At 63.5% G+C, this 13754-nt stretch carries 13 protein-coding genes; 2 read left to right on the forward strand and 11 right to left on the reverse strand.

From position 1 onward, the window contains the following. Window positions 1-28: 28 nt before the first annotated feature. On the reverse strand, window positions 29-979 hold the full coding sequence (locus tag LB566_RS14415) for a transporter substrate-binding domain-containing protein (RefSeq protein WP_224624885.1): 951 nt from the start codon (window positions 977-979) through the stop codon (window positions 29-31). 68 nt (window positions 980-1047) lie between these two features. On the opposite strand from LB566_RS14415, the gene LB566_RS14420 reads away from it, so the two are divergent. After that, the gene (locus tag LB566_RS14420; RefSeq protein ID WP_224624886.1) at window positions 1048-1959 is read left to right on the forward strand and encodes a LysR substrate-binding domain-containing protein; all 912 of its coding nucleotides are present in this window, start codon (window positions 1048-1050) and stop codon (window positions 1957-1959) included. A gap of 357 nt (window positions 1960-2316) precedes the next feature. On the opposite strand, the gene LB566_RS14425 is transcribed toward LB566_RS14420, so the two are convergent. From LB566_RS14425 to LB566_RS14440, 4 genes are all read right to left on the reverse strand, one after another. Beyond that, window positions 2317-3597 (reverse strand): cysteine desulfurase-like protein, encoded by a 1281-nt coding sequence (locus LB566_RS14425; protein WP_224624887.1) that lies wholly within the window; start codon window positions 3595-3597, stop codon window positions 2317-2319. A gap of 47 nt (window positions 3598-3644) precedes the next feature. Continuing rightward, window positions 3645-4319: an amino acid ABC transporter permease gene (locus LB566_RS14430; protein ID WP_140550171.1), complete on the reverse strand. Its 675-nt coding sequence runs from the start codon at window positions 4317-4319 to the stop codon at window positions 3645-3647. A 158-nt stretch (window positions 4320-4477) separates the two neighbouring features. Further along, a complete protein-coding gene (locus tag LB566_RS14435; RefSeq protein ID WP_140550170.1) occupies window positions 4478-5275 on the reverse strand; it encodes an ABC transporter substrate-binding protein in 798 nt (265 codons plus the stop codon). Between the two features lie 423 nt (window positions 5276-5698). After that, window positions 5699-6475: an HpcH/HpaI aldolase family protein gene (locus LB566_RS14440; protein WP_224624888.1), complete on the reverse strand. Its 777-nt coding sequence runs from the start codon at window positions 6473-6475 to the stop codon at window positions 5699-5701. Window positions 6476-6600: 125 nt separating this feature from the next. On the opposite strand from LB566_RS14440, the gene LB566_RS14445 reads away from it, so the two are divergent. Beyond that, entirely contained in the window at window positions 6601-7692 is a 1092-nt protein-coding gene (locus LB566_RS14445; protein WP_224624889.1) for an LLM class flavin-dependent oxidoreductase, read from the forward strand. Window positions 7693-7716: 24 nt separating this feature from the next. Here LB566_RS14445 and LB566_RS14450 read toward each other — a convergent pair whose 3' ends face one another. The 6 genes from LB566_RS14450 to LB566_RS14475 form a co-directional block, all read right to left on the reverse strand. Further along, window positions 7717-8112, reverse strand: a complete 396-nt coding sequence (locus tag LB566_RS14450) for a RidA family protein (RefSeq protein ID WP_224624890.1) — start codon at window positions 8110-8112, stop codon at window positions 7717-7719. Between the two features lie 56 nt (window positions 8113-8168). Beyond that, window positions 8169-9317 carry an acyl-CoA dehydrogenase family protein gene (locus LB566_RS14455; RefSeq protein ID WP_224624891.1) on the reverse strand — a complete coding sequence of 383 codons (1149 nt, stop codon included), beginning with the start codon at window positions 9315-9317 and terminating at the stop codon, window positions 8169-8171. Between the two features lie 74 nt (window positions 9318-9391). Next, window positions 9392-10204, reverse strand: coding sequence for an enoyl-CoA hydratase family protein (locus LB566_RS14460; protein WP_224624892.1), 813 nt, complete (start codon window positions 10202-10204; stop codon window positions 9392-9394). Then, on the reverse strand, window positions 10201-10671 hold the full coding sequence (locus LB566_RS14465) for a MarR family winged helix-turn-helix transcriptional regulator (RefSeq protein WP_140513060.1): 471 nt from the start codon (window positions 10669-10671) through the stop codon (window positions 10201-10203). The genes LB566_RS14460 and LB566_RS14465 overlap by 4 nt, the downstream gene beginning before the upstream one ends. Then, complete coding sequence (locus tag LB566_RS14470) at window positions 10665-11438, reverse strand: SDR family NAD(P)-dependent oxidoreductase (RefSeq protein WP_224624893.1); 774 nt, start codon at window positions 11436-11438, stop codon at window positions 10665-10667. Before LB566_RS14470 ends, LB566_RS14465 begins: the two co-directional genes overlap by 7 nt. Continuing rightward, the gene (locus LB566_RS14475; protein ID WP_224624894.1) at window positions 11435-13729 is read right to left on the reverse strand and encodes a bifunctional salicylyl-CoA 5-hydroxylase/oxidoreductase; all 2295 of its coding nucleotides are present in this window, start codon (window positions 13727-13729) and stop codon (window positions 11435-11437) included. The genes LB566_RS14470 and LB566_RS14475 overlap by 4 nt, the downstream gene beginning before the upstream one ends. Between the last annotated feature and the right edge of the window lie 25 nt (window positions 13730-13754).

Here is a 13754-nt window from a genome sequence, read left to right on the forward strand (position 1 = left end):
TCGGGGAAAGCGTGCGGTGACAGGCTGGCTATTGCGCCTTCCTGGCTTTTTCCGCGCGCCTCTGGACGTACTCGCTCGCGCCCAGATTGTACTTCAGCTCGTTGTCGACCATGAGGTTCTCGCTCTCCGCCTTGAGGATGGCCTTATTCACGGCCTCGAGGAAGGCGGGCTCGTTCTTGCGTACGCCGCCGGCGATCGGCACGTATTCATAGGCCTGCAGCGCGATCTTGTACTTGTCCCTCCAGCCGTCCTCGGCGAGCTTCATGTTGAGATTCGGACCGTCATAGGCGATGGCCTCGCAACGTCCGCTCTGAAATGCGCTGTAGATCTCGGCCGGCCCACCGAACAGCACGAGTTCGGCGCCCATCTGCTCGCTCAGCGAGCGGTTGTACATGTTGCCTTGGCTGCCGCAGACCTTCTTGCCCTTCAGGTCATCCCAGCTCGTGTATTCAGCGTCCTTGGGGGCCATCAGGACCATACCGGCCATGCTGTAATATTCTTCGGTGAAATCGATGATCTTGCCGCGATCAGCCGTGACACCCAAGGTCGCGAAGATCACGTCGATGCGGCCGGCGTTCAGGAACTCGATACGGTTCGACGCGATGACCGGCACCAGCTCGATGGAATTCTCGTCGCCCAAAATCTCCTTCGCGACCTTGCGCGCGATTTCCACTTCGAAGCCGACATTCTTGCCGTTGGCGTCCAGGTAGCCGAACGGAACGTAATCGTTGCGGATGCCAGCGATCAGCTTGCCGCGGCTCTTCACCCGCTCGAGCTGGTCGGCCAGAGCGTGGGTCGTGGAGGCGATGGAGCCTAGTCCCAGCAGTACGGCTCCAGCCAGAATGCGCATCGACAGCGCCCTCTTGGTGAGGCCGGCGGATTTGGCGACGACAGACTTCGACGGCATTTCGGATTCCCCTTTATCGATCTCTTTGACGACGACCACATCAGCTGTCTCGTCGATCTTGGAAAAGAGCATTGCCTTCCGGCTCATAAATATCCAATAGAAAATTGTCCAAGCAAAATAAGCAGAACTTATGGTGCATCATGAACGGTCGGCAGATCGAAGCATTCAGGGCGGTGATGATGGCCGGAAGCGTGACTCGCGCCGGCGAACGGTTGAGCGTTTCCCAGCCGGCCGTCAGTCAGCTTCTCTCGCAATTCGAACGGAGCTGTGGCTTCAGACTCTTCGAACGGCAGGCTGGCAAGTTCTCGCCGACTCGCGAAGCACAGGCACTCTTCCTCGAAGTGGAGCGGGTCTATGTGGGGCTGGGGCAGATATCGAGGACTGCTGCTGCCATTCGCGACCAGCGCTGGGGCGCGTTGAGCATTGCTGCCTTTCCGGCGATCGCGAGACGCTTGATACCCGACATCCTCTGGAGCTTCTGTGCCGATCGGCCCGACGTTCAGTGCAGGATCGAAAGCATGCGGTCACGCAGTTTGATCGATGCCGTCGCTACGCAGCATGTCGATATTGGTTTCAGCATTCTTCCGGGCGATCGGTCGGAAGTGGAAAGCACGCGCCTGCATCGCCTCCGTGGTCTCTGCATCATGCCGGTGGGGCATCGGCTGGCGTCGAAAACATCCATCGAGGCGCATGACCTCGAGAACGAGGATTTCGTGTCCTTAGGCCCGCAGGACCATTCACGCTTCATGATCGACCGGGTGTTCGACGAAAAGAAGATTACCCGCCGCTCCCGTATCGAGGTCGGACAGTCGGAAACGGCGATTTCGTTCGTCGCAGCTGGCGCGGGCGTCGCCGTTATCGATCCGATCAGCACGTACTATCTGAATGACCCGAGGATCGTGCTCCGGCGCTTCGAGCCTCGCGTTGAGTTCGACGTCTGGTTGATCCAGCCGAGAGCCGCCCGTCAATCCAATCTCATTGAAGGCTTTGTTCAGCACGCCCTCCAGCAGCTTCAGGAGTTCGCTGACGCGATCGCGCGCCCCGGGGAGTGAGCATCGATCCGAACCTGCGGAAAACTGCGACTTAGCAGTGGGATCGCACTCAGCGGATATCCGCTGTCAAACGATTGCGAAGCGGCCGCAGCATCCGAACGTCTGCTTCCATCCGACCGCCGCCTGAACGCAGCCAGCCCGCTCCGTGTTCAAAGCCTGTCGAAATCGCGCTACATCTGCAACGTCCGCTTTCCGGCGTGAACTGCGGCTCTGGAATGACGGTCTTGAGTCGTCAGCCCAACGGCGGCTTACCAAATTCCCCGGCAGAACCAGCGGGCAGCAAACGGCCCCGTTCCCGCCGTTCCGAACCGCATATCCGACTGGACGCTTACGGCCCCTTCCTAGACCGACCGCCGCTCACGACAGCTTCGCGATGATCGCGCGCAGCGCCTCGCCGAAGCGGTGCACTTCCTCCACCGTGTTGTAGTGCACCAGCGAGGCGCGGATGACGCCCCTGTCCATCGACAGGTTGAGGCGCTTCATCAGGCGCGGGGCGTACATGTGGCCGTCGCGGATGCCGATCTGCAATTCAGCCATTTCCTCGACGATCCGCTGCGGCGACAACTTGCCGATGTTGAAACAGAAGGTCGGCACGCGTTCGTTGATCCGGGCCTCCTCGGAAACGCCGTAGATCGTCGCGCCGCAGCTCTTCAGCACAGCCAGCATCTCGCGCGCCAGCACCAGCTCGTAGTCGCGGATGGCGCCCATGCCGGCGACGATGTTTTCGCGCCGCGAGCGGTTGTTGGACGGGGCAAGGTTGCGGCCGATGAGTTCCAGATACTGGACCGCCGCATCCATGCCCGACACGTTCTCGTAAATGAAGGTGCCGGCCTCGACCTTGTAGGGCGGCTCGTCCGGGATGAAGTCCTCGCGGAAGGTCGGCAGCCGCTTCAGCGTTTCGAAGCGGCCCCAGAGGAAGCCCATATGCGGCGAGAAATTCTTGTAGCCGGAACAGACGAGATAGTCGCAATCCCAGGCCTGTACGTCGATCAGCCCATGCGGCCCGTAATGCACGCAGTCGAGGAACACTTCGGCGCCGGCGGCGTGCGCGATCCCTGCCACCGAAGCCACGTCGACGATCGAGCCGATGGAATGCGCCGTCACCGTGCAGGCGACAAGCCGGGTACGATCGGAAACAAGCGGGCGCAGATCGTCGACATGCAAATTGCCGTCTTCGCGCATGCGCCACCACTTGAACTTGGCGCCGGCGGATTCGAGCGCCAGCCATGTCGCGATGTTGGCGTCATGGTCCATGTCGGTGACGACGATCTCGTCGCGCTCTCCAAGCATCTGGCCGATGCCGAGGCTGACCAGGCGGATGAACGAGGTGGCGTTCATGCCGAAACAGATCTCGGATGGGCTGTAGGCATTGATCAGCAGTGCCACGCTCTCGCGCGCATCGGCGACCGACTGATCGACGGTGACGCTGCGGCCATAGCGGCCGCCGCGCTGCACATTGTGCGAGACCAGATGGTTGGTCACCGCGTCGAGCACGCTCTGCGGGATCTGCGCGCCGGCGGCGTTGTCCAGGAAGATGAAGTCGCCTGCGCGCTGCAAGGCCGGAAACATCGCCCGGATTCTTTCAACAGGGAACGCGCCGGAAGTGCCGGTCGCATTGGCGGCTTGATGCTTGTTCATGGTCGTCTCCTGCGAAGGTCTCGGTAGATGGGAAATGGTAGGCGCGGTCAGCGCGTCTTCTCGCTTTTGAAACGGTCTTCAAGCAGGCTGACGAGGCGAACCATCGGCCACAGGAAGATGAGATAGACCAGCGCCGCGCCGATCAGCGGCGAGGGATTGGCGTAGAGCGACTGCGCATTGGTCGCTTCCTTCAGGAGTTCCGGCAGCGCCACGGTGGAGGCGAGCGAGGTGTCCTTGAACATCGAGACGCAGTTGCTGGTCATCGGCGGGATGACCACGCGCACCGCCTGCGGCAGCACCACCTTGCGCAAGGTCAAAAGGAAGGGCAGGCCGAGGGCCTGCGACGCCTCGAACTGGCCGCGCGGAATGCTCTCGATGCCGGAACGGAACACTTCCGCCGAATAGGCCGACATGATGATGGCGAAGGCCGTCACGGCGGAAGCCCAGGACGACAGGCGGATGCCGAGGAAGGGCAGCGCATAATAGATCAGGATCAGCACCACCAGCACCGGCAGCGCACGGAAGATGTCGGTGTAGCCGACCGCCAGCCACCTGAGCGGCTTCGGCGCATAGAGCCGCAACAGGCTGATCACCAGGCCGATGGGGATGCCGATGCCGATGCTGAGCAGCCCGAGCAGCAGCGTGTTGAGAAAGCCGCGCAGCAGCGCCGGCAGGCTGGACGCGATGACGTCGGCGTTGAAGAAGGTATCGAGCAGCGACATGGGAGGCTTTCCCGAACCGTTTGGCGTCCCGTGACGCTGGAGCAGAAGCCGGAACAGCGAAAGCGGGTTTGCCGCGCCGAGCTGGTTCCGGGAGGGTTATGTGTCAAACGAAACGTGCCGGCCTTTCGAACCGGCACGTTCTCCTTGGCGGCCGCCGCTCAGGCCTTCGGAACCGGCATTTCCTTGGCGGTCGAGGAATCGGCGGGCGCGTCGCTGCCGAACCACTTCTTGTGGATCGCGGCCAGCGTGCCGTCCTTCTTCATCGCTGTCAGCGCGTCGTTCAGCTTGCCGAGCAGCGGGTGGTCCTTGGTCATCATCAGCCCGTACTGTTCGCCGGTCTTGATGCGTTCCTTGACGGTGAGATCCTTCATCTTGGTGAAGGAGTACTGCATGCCCGGAATGTCGCTGACAGCCGCGTCGATGCGCCCGGCGCTGAGATCGAGCAAAAGGTTCTGCTGCGTGTCATAGCCCTTCACGTCGCTGAAGCCATCGGCCTCCTGGTGCGCCTTGACCCAGGTCTCGCCGGTCGAGCCGGACAGCACGCCGACGATCTTGCCCTTGAGGTCGGCCTCGGCCTTGATCGGGCTGTCCGTCTTGGTTGCGATGCCCATGTCGGAATCATAGTAAGGTTGCGTGAACGACTGCGACTTCAGCCGCTCCGGCGTGATGGTGATCGACGAGATGGCGACGTCGATGCGCTTCGACGTGGTGGCGGCGAACAGCGCCTGGAAGCCGAGATCGGCGATGTCGGTGGTCATGCCGACGCGCTTTGCCGCTTCGTTGACGATGTCGACTTCAAAGCCCTCGAAAGTGCCGCTCTCGTTCTTGTACTCGAACGGCGGGTTGGTCGGGTAGGCGCCGACATTAAGCACATCGGCGGCATAGGCGGTTGCCGGTCCGGCGGCGATGCCGATGGCGGTCGCGAGAAGGATGAGATTGCGACGGGTCAGGCTCATTGTTGGTCCCTCTGGGGTGTTCCCTCTGGTTGTTGATCGGGCGGGCTGATGCCCGCACGGTTTCTTGCCGCCCCACCTCCCAGCGGGGCGTCAATTCATGCTCGCGACCATGCGGTCGGCTCGGTCGCGGCGAACGCACATGCGCAGGAAGGCAAGGCTGGCGATGTTCTTGGTATGCAAATCATGGCTTTGCGCACGCACGCCATGGAACGCAGAGCGCGCGCTGGAGGATGACTGGGCAGCATGAACGACAAGGACTGAAACCCTTTGATCCCACCCGATGCACCACGATCCGGCAAGCCCGTCCGGAACGGCAGTCACATCGATCGAGGAATGCTTATCCAAACCGCGGCAGTTTTCAAGGCAAAAGTTTTAAGCTTAAAAAGTTGGCGGCGACAGCGCCTGGCACACCTTTCGATAGCGCTAGCCGCGGCCGCTCCTGCCCAGCTCGGCATCCGCGCCGGCTCTTCCGGCGGCAGCGCCAGTTCCCAGAAACATCGTGTCGCTGGCCAGGATGAAGAAACTGGCGCCGAGTGCCGCCCATTGGGCGACATCCTGCGGCCTCGCGCAGAAGATCCCGGATGTCCTACCATGCGCGATCGTCGCGCCGATGATCCTGCGGATCGCTTGCGTGAGCCTGTCGGCGCCTTCCGGGCCGATCGCATCGATCGACACGGAGAGATCGCCGGGCCCGACGAAAATCACATCGACGCCCTCGACAGCGGCGATCGCCTCGATATTGGCCAGCCCTTCCGATGTCTCGACCTGAACCGCCACGACGATGTTGTCATTAGCCTGAGCGAGATATTCGGAGATGCGGTAGCCATAGCCGGCGGCCCGTCCGGGCCCGACGCCGCGCTCGCCGGTCGGCGGATAACGCGAGGCCTTCACCGCCGCCTGCGCCTGGGCTGATGTCGAGACGCGCGGGATGAGCACGCCTTGCGCGCCGCTGTCCAATGCCGCCGCGATCGCTTCCGGTGCATGGCCGGGCACGCGCACAATGGCCGGCACGCGATGGATGTCGGCCGCGCGCACCATTGCCTCGATCATATCGCGCGAAATCTGGGCATGTTCCCAATCGATGCAGAGAAAATCGAAACCGGACTGCGCCATCACCTCGACCGCAACGGGATGCGGAATGGCGGCAAAGGAACCGACGAGGCTTTCCCTGCCGATGCATTTGTGGCGAAACCCGCTCATCGTTCCATCCCTTTGTTGTCGTGCCGGAATTCATATCCGCAAACAGCGGCGAGGCGAAGCTATTTCAGGCTTGAAATATTTTCGCGCGGGCCTAGCGTGTCGATCTCCCGCCGCGAGTTCCGGACATGATCAAAGCCCATCCCCTGCACGGCCCAAACAGACTGAAGCTCGGCGTCTTCTCGACCAATGCCGATGGTGGCCTTGCCATATCGGATGTGCCTGAACGCTGGACGGCAAGCTGGCACGACAATCTAACGGCAGCGCAGATCGCCGACCGCGCCGGGCTGGAATTCCTGCTGCCGATCGCGCGCTGGCGCGGCTTTGGCGGCCGCAACAAGGTGCGCGAATGGTCGTTCGAGACCTTCACCTGGGCGGCGGCTCTTGCCGTCGCCACCGAGCGGATCGGCCTGTTCACGACCGTGCATGTGCCGCTGGTGCATCCGCTCTATGCCGCCAAGGCGCTGGCGACGGTCGACCATATCAGCCAGGGCCGCGCCGGCCTCAACATCGTCTGCGGCTGGAACCCGAAGGAATTCGGCATGTTCGGCACGCCGCTCGTCGAGAAGGGCTACGATCAGGCCGTTGAATGGATCGAGATCCTCGAAAGGCTTTACGCATCCGCCGAGCCTCTCGACTATGAGGGCACTTATTACCATCTCAAGGAAGCCGTCAGTCGGCCGGCCAGCCTGCAAGTTCCGCGCCCGGTGACGATGAACGCGGCTTTCGGCGGACCGGGCCGCGATTTCGCCGCCGCCAGATGCGACTACCTGTTCACGACCTTTTCCGAAATGGCCGATGCCGGCAAACATGTCGCCGATATCAGCGAACGAGCCGACAAGGCTGGCCGCGAGGTCGGCGTCTACACCGTAGCGCACGTCGTCTGCCGCCCGACGATGGAGGAGGCGCGGGCCTATTATACGCGCTATGCCGTCGATCTGGCCGACCGTGAGGCGGTCGATGCCCATATGGCCGGCAAGAAGGAATTCTCGCGATCGCACGACCCGCATGCCTATGACCGCTACCGCCAGCGTTTCGCCGGCGGCGCCGGCACCTATCCCTTGATCGGAACGCCGGAGATGATCGCCGCCGACATGGCCGCCATTGCCGGGCATGGCTACCAGGGCATTGCGCTGTCCTTCGTCAACTACACGCAGGAATTGCCTTATTTCTGCGATCACGTGCTGCCGCTGCTGAGGCAGGCTGGCCTTCGCGGATAAATTATTCCAGGAGCGACGAATTCTTTATTCCGGGATGACGGCGGTGGCCTGGATCTCCACCTTGGCGCGGTCCTCGACCAGCGCCACCACCTGCATGGCGGCCATCGCCGGGAAATGCCTGCCGATCACCTCGCGATAGGCTTCTCCAATGCCCCTGAGATTGGCCAGATATTCGCGCTTGTCGGTGAAATACCAGGTCATCGACGTGATGTGCCGCGGCTCCGCGCCGGCCTCCGCCAGAACCGCCACGATGTTCTGAAGCGTCTGCCGCACCTGGCCGGCGAAATCGTCGGTCTCGAACTGGCACTGGCCATTCCAGCCGACCTGTCCGCCGACGAAGACAAGCCGCCCGCGGGCCGCTACGCCATTGGCGTAACCGACCGGCTTGGCCCAGCCATCCGGCTGCAGAATCTCGTGCATCTCAGCTCTCCGCAATATCCGCGTTCGAAACAGTCCAAACCTTGACGCGACCGGGTTCAGGCAGCGCCCATCACTTGCCGCGCGATCACCACCTTCTGCACGTCGGAAGCACCCTCGTAGATGCGCAGCGCGCGGATCTCGCGATACAGGCTTTCGACGATGTGACCCTTGCGGACGCCGTCGCCGCCATGCAGTTGCACCGCTTTGTCGATCACCTCCTGCGCCTTGTCGGTGGCGAACAGTTTGGCCATCGCCGCCTCGCGCGTCACCCGCGCCGCGCCCCTGTCCTTGGTCCAGGCGGCGCGGTAGACCAGGAGCGCCGCGGCATCGACGTCGAGCGCCATGTCGGCGATATGGCCCTGCACCATCTGCAGCTCGGTCATCGGCGCGCCGAACAGTTTGCGTTCGGCCACCCGCTTGATGCTTTCATAGAGTGCGCGGCGCGCAAAGCCGAGTGCCGCCGCGCCGACGGTCGAGCGGAACACGTCGAGCACCGACATGGCGATGCGAAAGCCGTCGCCCGGTTTGCCGATCAGTGCGGCGGCCGGCAGGCGCACCTGATCGAAGGACAGGCGTGCCAGCGGATGCGGCGCGATGACTTCCAGGCGCTCCGCGATGCCGAGGCCCTTGCTGTCCCCCGGCACGATGAAGGCTGATAATCCCTTGGCGCCGGGTGCCTCGCCTGTGCGGGCAAAGACGACATAGAGATCGGCGATGCCGCCATTGGAGATCCAGGTCTTCTCGCCCGACAGAACATAGCCGTCACCATCGCGGCTCGCGGTCATCTCCATATTGGCGACATCCGATCCCGAGCGCGGTTCCGACAGCGCAAAGGCGGAAATGACCTTGCCGGCGCGCGTCTTCGCCAGCCATTGCTGCTGATCCGGCGTGCCGAACAGGCTGAGCGCTCCGGTGCCGAGCCCTTGCATGGCGAAGGCGAAATCGGCGAGCCCGTCATGCCGCGCCAGCGTCTCGCGCGTGATGCACAAGCTGCGCACGTCGAGCGGCCCGGGATTGTCGGTGTCGAGCGCCGTCGGTTTCAGCCAGCCGTCGCGGCCGAGTTTTTGCACCAGCTCGCGGCAGGCGGCGTCGACGTCATGATGATCGACAGGCAGGTTCTTCGCGCACCATGCCTCGAGGTGTCCGGCCAGTTCGCGATGGCGGTCCTCGAAGAACGGCCAGCCGAGGAAGGAACGGTCAGGCATGTTGGCCTCCGCCGCTGTTCCTTAGGAGCTGCGCTCTACGTTGGTCCGCCAGCGTCTCCAGCAAAGCGACCATCTCAATCCCCCTCGAACACCGGCTTTTCCTTGGCAACAAACGCCTTGTACGCCCGCTCGAAATCGCGCGTCTGCATGCAGATCGCCTGCGCCTGCGCTTCCGCCTCGATCGCCTGGTCGAGCCCCATCGACCATTCCTGGTTCAACTGCGTCTTGGTGATGCCGTGGGCGAAGGTCGGGCCGGAGACGATGCGCGCCGCCATGTCGAGCGCGTCAGCTTCCAAGGAAGCTGCCTCTACAAGCCTGTTGTAAAACCCCCAGCGCTCGCCTTCGGCAGCCATCATGGTGCGGCCGGTGTAGAGCAGTTCGGCGGCGCGGCCCTGGCCGATGATGCGCGGCAGGATCGCGCAGGCGCCCATGTCGCAGCCGGCGAGGCCGACGCGGGTGAACAGGAACGCGGTCTTGGCTTCCGGCGTGGCGATGCGGATGTCGGAGCTCATGGCGATGATGGCGCCGGCGCCGACCGCCACGCCATCCACCGCCGCAATGATCGGCTTGCCGCAGTTCAGCATCGCCTTGACGAAATCGCCGGTCATGCGGGTGAAGGCCAGGAGCTGCTTCATGTCCATCTTGACCAGCGGCCCGATAATGTCGTGGACATCGCCGCCGGAGCAGAAATTGCCGCCATTGGAAAGGAACACCACGGCGTCGACGTCGTCGGCATAGACGAGGTCGCGAAACGTATCGCGCAGTTCCGCATAGCTGTCGAAGGTCAGCGGGTTCTTGCGCTCCGGCCGGTCGAGCCGGATCTTGGCGATCCGCTCTTCGACCTCCCAGAGGAAATGCTTCGGCTTGAAGCCGGCCATCTTGCTCATTCGCGTCCCTCCCAGTTGCTGCGGAACGAGGTCAGCATGCCGGTCAGCCGGCGCGCGTCGTCCTCGCTCACCTTGCCCAGCAATTCGCCGACCCAGCCCTCGTGAGCGGCAGCGATGACGGCGAAGGATTTGGAGCCTTCATCCGTCAGCCGCACCATCGAGGTGCGGCGGTCGCCATTGCGGCGGGCGCGGGCGACCAGCCCCTCGGACACGAGCCGGTCGACGATCCCCGTCACATTGCCGTTAGACACCAGCAGGAAGCGTGACAGGTCGCTCATCAGCATGCCTTCGGGCGCGCGGTAGAGCGCGGCCATCACGTCGAAGCGCGGCAGTGTCGTGTTGAATTCCTTCTTCAGGCGCTCGCGCAGTTCGGCCTCGATCGTGCGCGAGGCGCGCAGCAGCCTGATCCACAGCCGCAAGCGGTCCTTGCCGGGTCCCGACGGCGCGGGCAGGGGGCCGGCTACCATGTTTCGCCTCCTGAGATCGAAATTGCCTGTCCGGTGATCGACGCCGCCGCATCGCCGCACAGCCACAGCACGGCTGCGGCAATTTCCTGCGGCTGGATGAAGCGGCCTTGCGGATTGGTCGAGGCAAGGCTCGCCCGCGCCTGTTCAGTCGAGCGGCCGGTTTTTTCGACGATGCGCTGGATGGACTCCTCCAGCATTTCGGTTTCCACGAAACCCGGGCACACCGCATTGACGGTCACGCCGGACTTCGCTGTCTCTGCGGCAAGCGCCCGCATCAGGCCGATGACGCCATGCTTGGCCGCCACGTAAGGCGCGACATAGGCATAGCCCTTCAGTCCCGCCGTTGAGGCAATGAACACGATCCGCCCCGCCTTGCGCGCGGCCATGCCGGCGAGCGCCGGCTTCACCGTCAGGAAGGCGCCGGTCAGGTTGACGTCCAGCGTCCGCTGCCAGTCGGCAAATGTGGTCTTGTGCGCCGGCGTGCTGCCCGCCATCCCGGCATTAGCGACGACGATGTCGAAAGGGCCTCGCGCCGCTTCAGCCGCCTCGTAAAGCGATGCCATCGCCGCCTCATTGGTGACATCGGCAGTGATGGCGAAAATGCCTTTGCTTTCGCCAGCCACCTTGGCCAGCTCCGCCTCGCGCCGGCCGCATATGGTGACGTCGATGCCGGCACCGGCCAGCGCCAGCGCGATGGCGCGGCCGACACCGGACCCGCCGCCGGTGACAAGGGCGTGGCTGCCGGCGATCATCGCGGCGGCCGTCATACTTTCAGCCCCGCCGCGGCGTCGCGTTCGGCCAGCCGGTAGGTCTGGTCGCGCCCCGGCAGATAGGGATCCGGCCATTTGACGCCACGGTCGCCGAGCGTCACCGCCGCATGCAGCGTCCAGTAGGGATCGGCGAGATGCGGCCGTGCCAGCGCCACCAGGTCGGCGCGGCCGGCCATCAGGATCGAATTGACATGGTCCGGCTCATAGATGTTGCCCACCGCCATCGTCGCCATGCCGACCTCGTTGCGGATGCGGTCGGAAAACGGCGTCTGGAACATGCGGCCATAGACCGGCTTGGCCAGCACCGAAGTTTGTCCTGCCGAGACGTCGCAAATGTCGACGCCGGCCTCATGCAACAGCCGCGCGATCTCGACGGCGTCGGCAGGTGTCACGCCTTCGATGCCGACCCAGTCATTGGCCGAAATGCGCATCGAGATCGGCTTCTGCGCCGGCCAGGCGGCGCGCACGGCGCGGAAGATTTCGAGAGGATAGCGCATGCGGTTGTCAAGCGAACCGCCATAGTCGTCGGTGCGCCGGTTGGTGACCGGCGTGATGAAGGACGACAGGAGATAGCCGTGCGCGGCGTGGATCTCCAGCATGTCGAAGCCGCAGCGGTCGGCCATCTGCGCCGAAGCCACGAATTCGTCGCGCACTCTGTCCATGTCGGCGCGGTCCATCGCCTTCGGCACCTGATTCTCAGGTGACCACGCGACCGCCGATGCCGCCATGACGGGCCAGTTGCCGGAGGCCAGCGGCACGTCGGTGCCTTCCCAACCAACCCGTGTCGAGCCCTTGGCGCCGGAATGGCCGATCTGTGCGCAGATCTTCGCTTCGGTCTCGGTATGGACGAAATCGACCAGCCGTTTCCACGCCACCTCATGTTCGGGCGCATAGAAGCCCGGGCAGCCGGGCGTGATCCGCCCTTCCGGGCTGACGCAGGTCATCTCGATATAGATGAGCCCGGCGCCGCCCTTGGCGCGCTCGGCATAGTGCGTGAAATGCCAGTCCGTCGGGCACCCATCGACAGCCTTGTATTGTGCCATCGGCGAGACGACCACGCGGTTGCTGAGCCGCATGTCGCGCAGCTTGAAGGGCGCGAACATCGGTGCGCGGCGGAGCCTGTTGGCGCCCGCGCCCGCCTGGCGCTGGAACCATTCCTCCGCGCTTTCAAGCCATTCGGCGTCGCGCAGCCGCAAATTCTCGTGGCTGATGCGCTGCGAGCGGGTCAGCAGCGAATAGTTGAACTGCACCGGATCGAGACCGAGATAGCGCTCCACCTCCTCGAACCATTCGAGCGAATTGCGCGCCGCCGACTGCAGCTTCAGCACCTCGGTGCGGCGCGCATCCTCATATTTGCGGAAGGCGGCGTCGAGGTCCGATTCGGTTTCGACATACTCGGCCAGCGCCACCGCGCTTTCCAGCGCCAGCTTGGTGCCGGAGCCGATCGAGAAATGCGCCGATGCCGCAGCATCGCCCATCAGCGCCAGATTCTCGAACGACCAGCGTTCGCACAGCACGCGCGGGAAATTGATCCAGGCCGAACCCCTGATATGGTTGGCATTGGTCATCAGCGCATGGCCGCCAAGATGTTTTTCGAAGATGCGTTCGCAGACGGCGATGGATTCCTGCTGCGTCATCGCGCCGAAGCCGAAGGCGGCCCAGGTCTGTTCGCTGCACTCGACGATGAAGGTCGCGGTGTCGCTGTCGAACTGGTAGGCGTGCGCCCACACCCAGCCATGCTCGGTCTTCTCGAAAATGAACGTAAACGCGTCGTCGAATTTCTGGTGGGTGCCGAGCCACACGAACTTGCATTTGCGCGTGTCGATGTCGGGCCTGAAGATATCGACGAAACTGTTGCGCGCCTTGGAGTTCAGTCCGTCTGCGGCGACGACCAGGTCATGCGTCTCCATATAGGGCTTCGGATCGGCGATGTCGGTCTCGAACATCAGCTTGACGCCGAGCTCGCGTGCGCGCCGCTGCAACAGGATCAAGAGCCGCTTGCGGCCGATGCCGCAGAAGCCGTGGCCTGAGGACACAGTGCGCACGCCGTCATGGACCACGGCGATGTCGTCCCAATACGCAAAATGCTTCTTGATCCAGACGGCGCTGACCGGATCGTTCCTGGCCAGATTCTCGAGCGTTTCGGCTGACAGAACGACGCCCCAGCCGAACGTGTCGTCGGCGCGATTACGCTCGAACACCGTCACATCGTGCGCGGCGTCCCTCAGCTTCATCGAAATGGCGAAGTAAAGGCCGGCTGGTCCGCCGCCGAGAACCGCAACCTTCATCTGTGCGATCTCCTCTTCGCTTGCT

The organism is Mesorhizobium sp. CA13 (assembly GCF_020165235.1).
Classification (GTDB): domain Bacteria; phylum Pseudomonadota; class Alphaproteobacteria; order Rhizobiales; family Rhizobiaceae; genus Mesorhizobium.

What these genes read in the sequence shown, in the direction of transcription:
- LB566_RS14415 (WP_224624885.1), bottom strand. Translation starts at nt 979, where the DNA reads ATGCTCTTTTCCAAGATCGACGAGACAGCTGATGTGGTCGTCGTCAAA.
- LB566_RS14420 (WP_224624886.1), top strand. Translation starts at nt 1,048, where the DNA reads ATGAACGGTCGGCAGATCGAAGCATTCAGGGCGGTGATGATGGCCGGA.
- LB566_RS14425 (WP_224624887.1), bottom strand. Translation starts at nt 3,597, where the DNA reads ATGAACAAGCATCAAGCCGCCAATGCGACCGGCACTTCCGGCGCGTTC.
- LB566_RS14430 (WP_140550171.1), bottom strand. Translation starts at nt 4,319, where the DNA reads ATGTCGCTGCTCGATACCTTCTTCAACGCCGACGTCATCGCGTCCAGC.
- LB566_RS14435 (WP_140550170.1), bottom strand. Translation starts at nt 5,275, where the DNA reads ATGAGCCTGACCCGTCGCAATCTCATCCTTCTCGCGACCGCCATCGGC.
- LB566_RS14440 (WP_224624888.1), bottom strand. Translation starts at nt 6,475, where the DNA reads ATGAGCGGGTTTCGCCACAAATGCATCGGCAGGGAAAGCCTCGTCGGT.
- LB566_RS14445 (WP_224624889.1), top strand. Translation starts at nt 6,601, where the DNA reads ATGATCAAAGCCCATCCCCTGCACGGCCCAAACAGACTGAAGCTCGGC.
- LB566_RS14450 (WP_224624890.1), bottom strand. Translation starts at nt 8,112, where the DNA reads ATGCACGAGATTCTGCAGCCGGATGGCTGGGCCAAGCCGGTCGGTTAC.
- LB566_RS14455 (WP_224624891.1), bottom strand. Translation starts at nt 9,317, where the DNA reads ATGCCTGACCGTTCCTTCCTCGGCTGGCCGTTCTTCGAGGACCGCCAT.
- LB566_RS14460 (WP_224624892.1), bottom strand. Translation starts at nt 10,204, where the DNA reads ATGAGCAAGATGGCCGGCTTCAAGCCGAAGCATTTCCTCTGGGAGGTC.
- LB566_RS14465 (WP_140513060.1), bottom strand. Translation starts at nt 10,671, where the DNA reads ATGGTAGCCGGCCCCCTGCCCGCGCCGTCGGGACCCGGCAAGGACCGC.
- LB566_RS14470 (WP_224624893.1), bottom strand. Translation starts at nt 11,438, where the DNA reads ATGACGGCCGCCGCGATGATCGCCGGCAGCCACGCCCTTGTCACCGGC.
- LB566_RS14475 (WP_224624894.1), bottom strand. Translation starts at nt 13,729, where the DNA reads ATGAAGGTTGCGGTTCTCGGCGGCGGACCAGCCGGCCTTTACTTCGCC.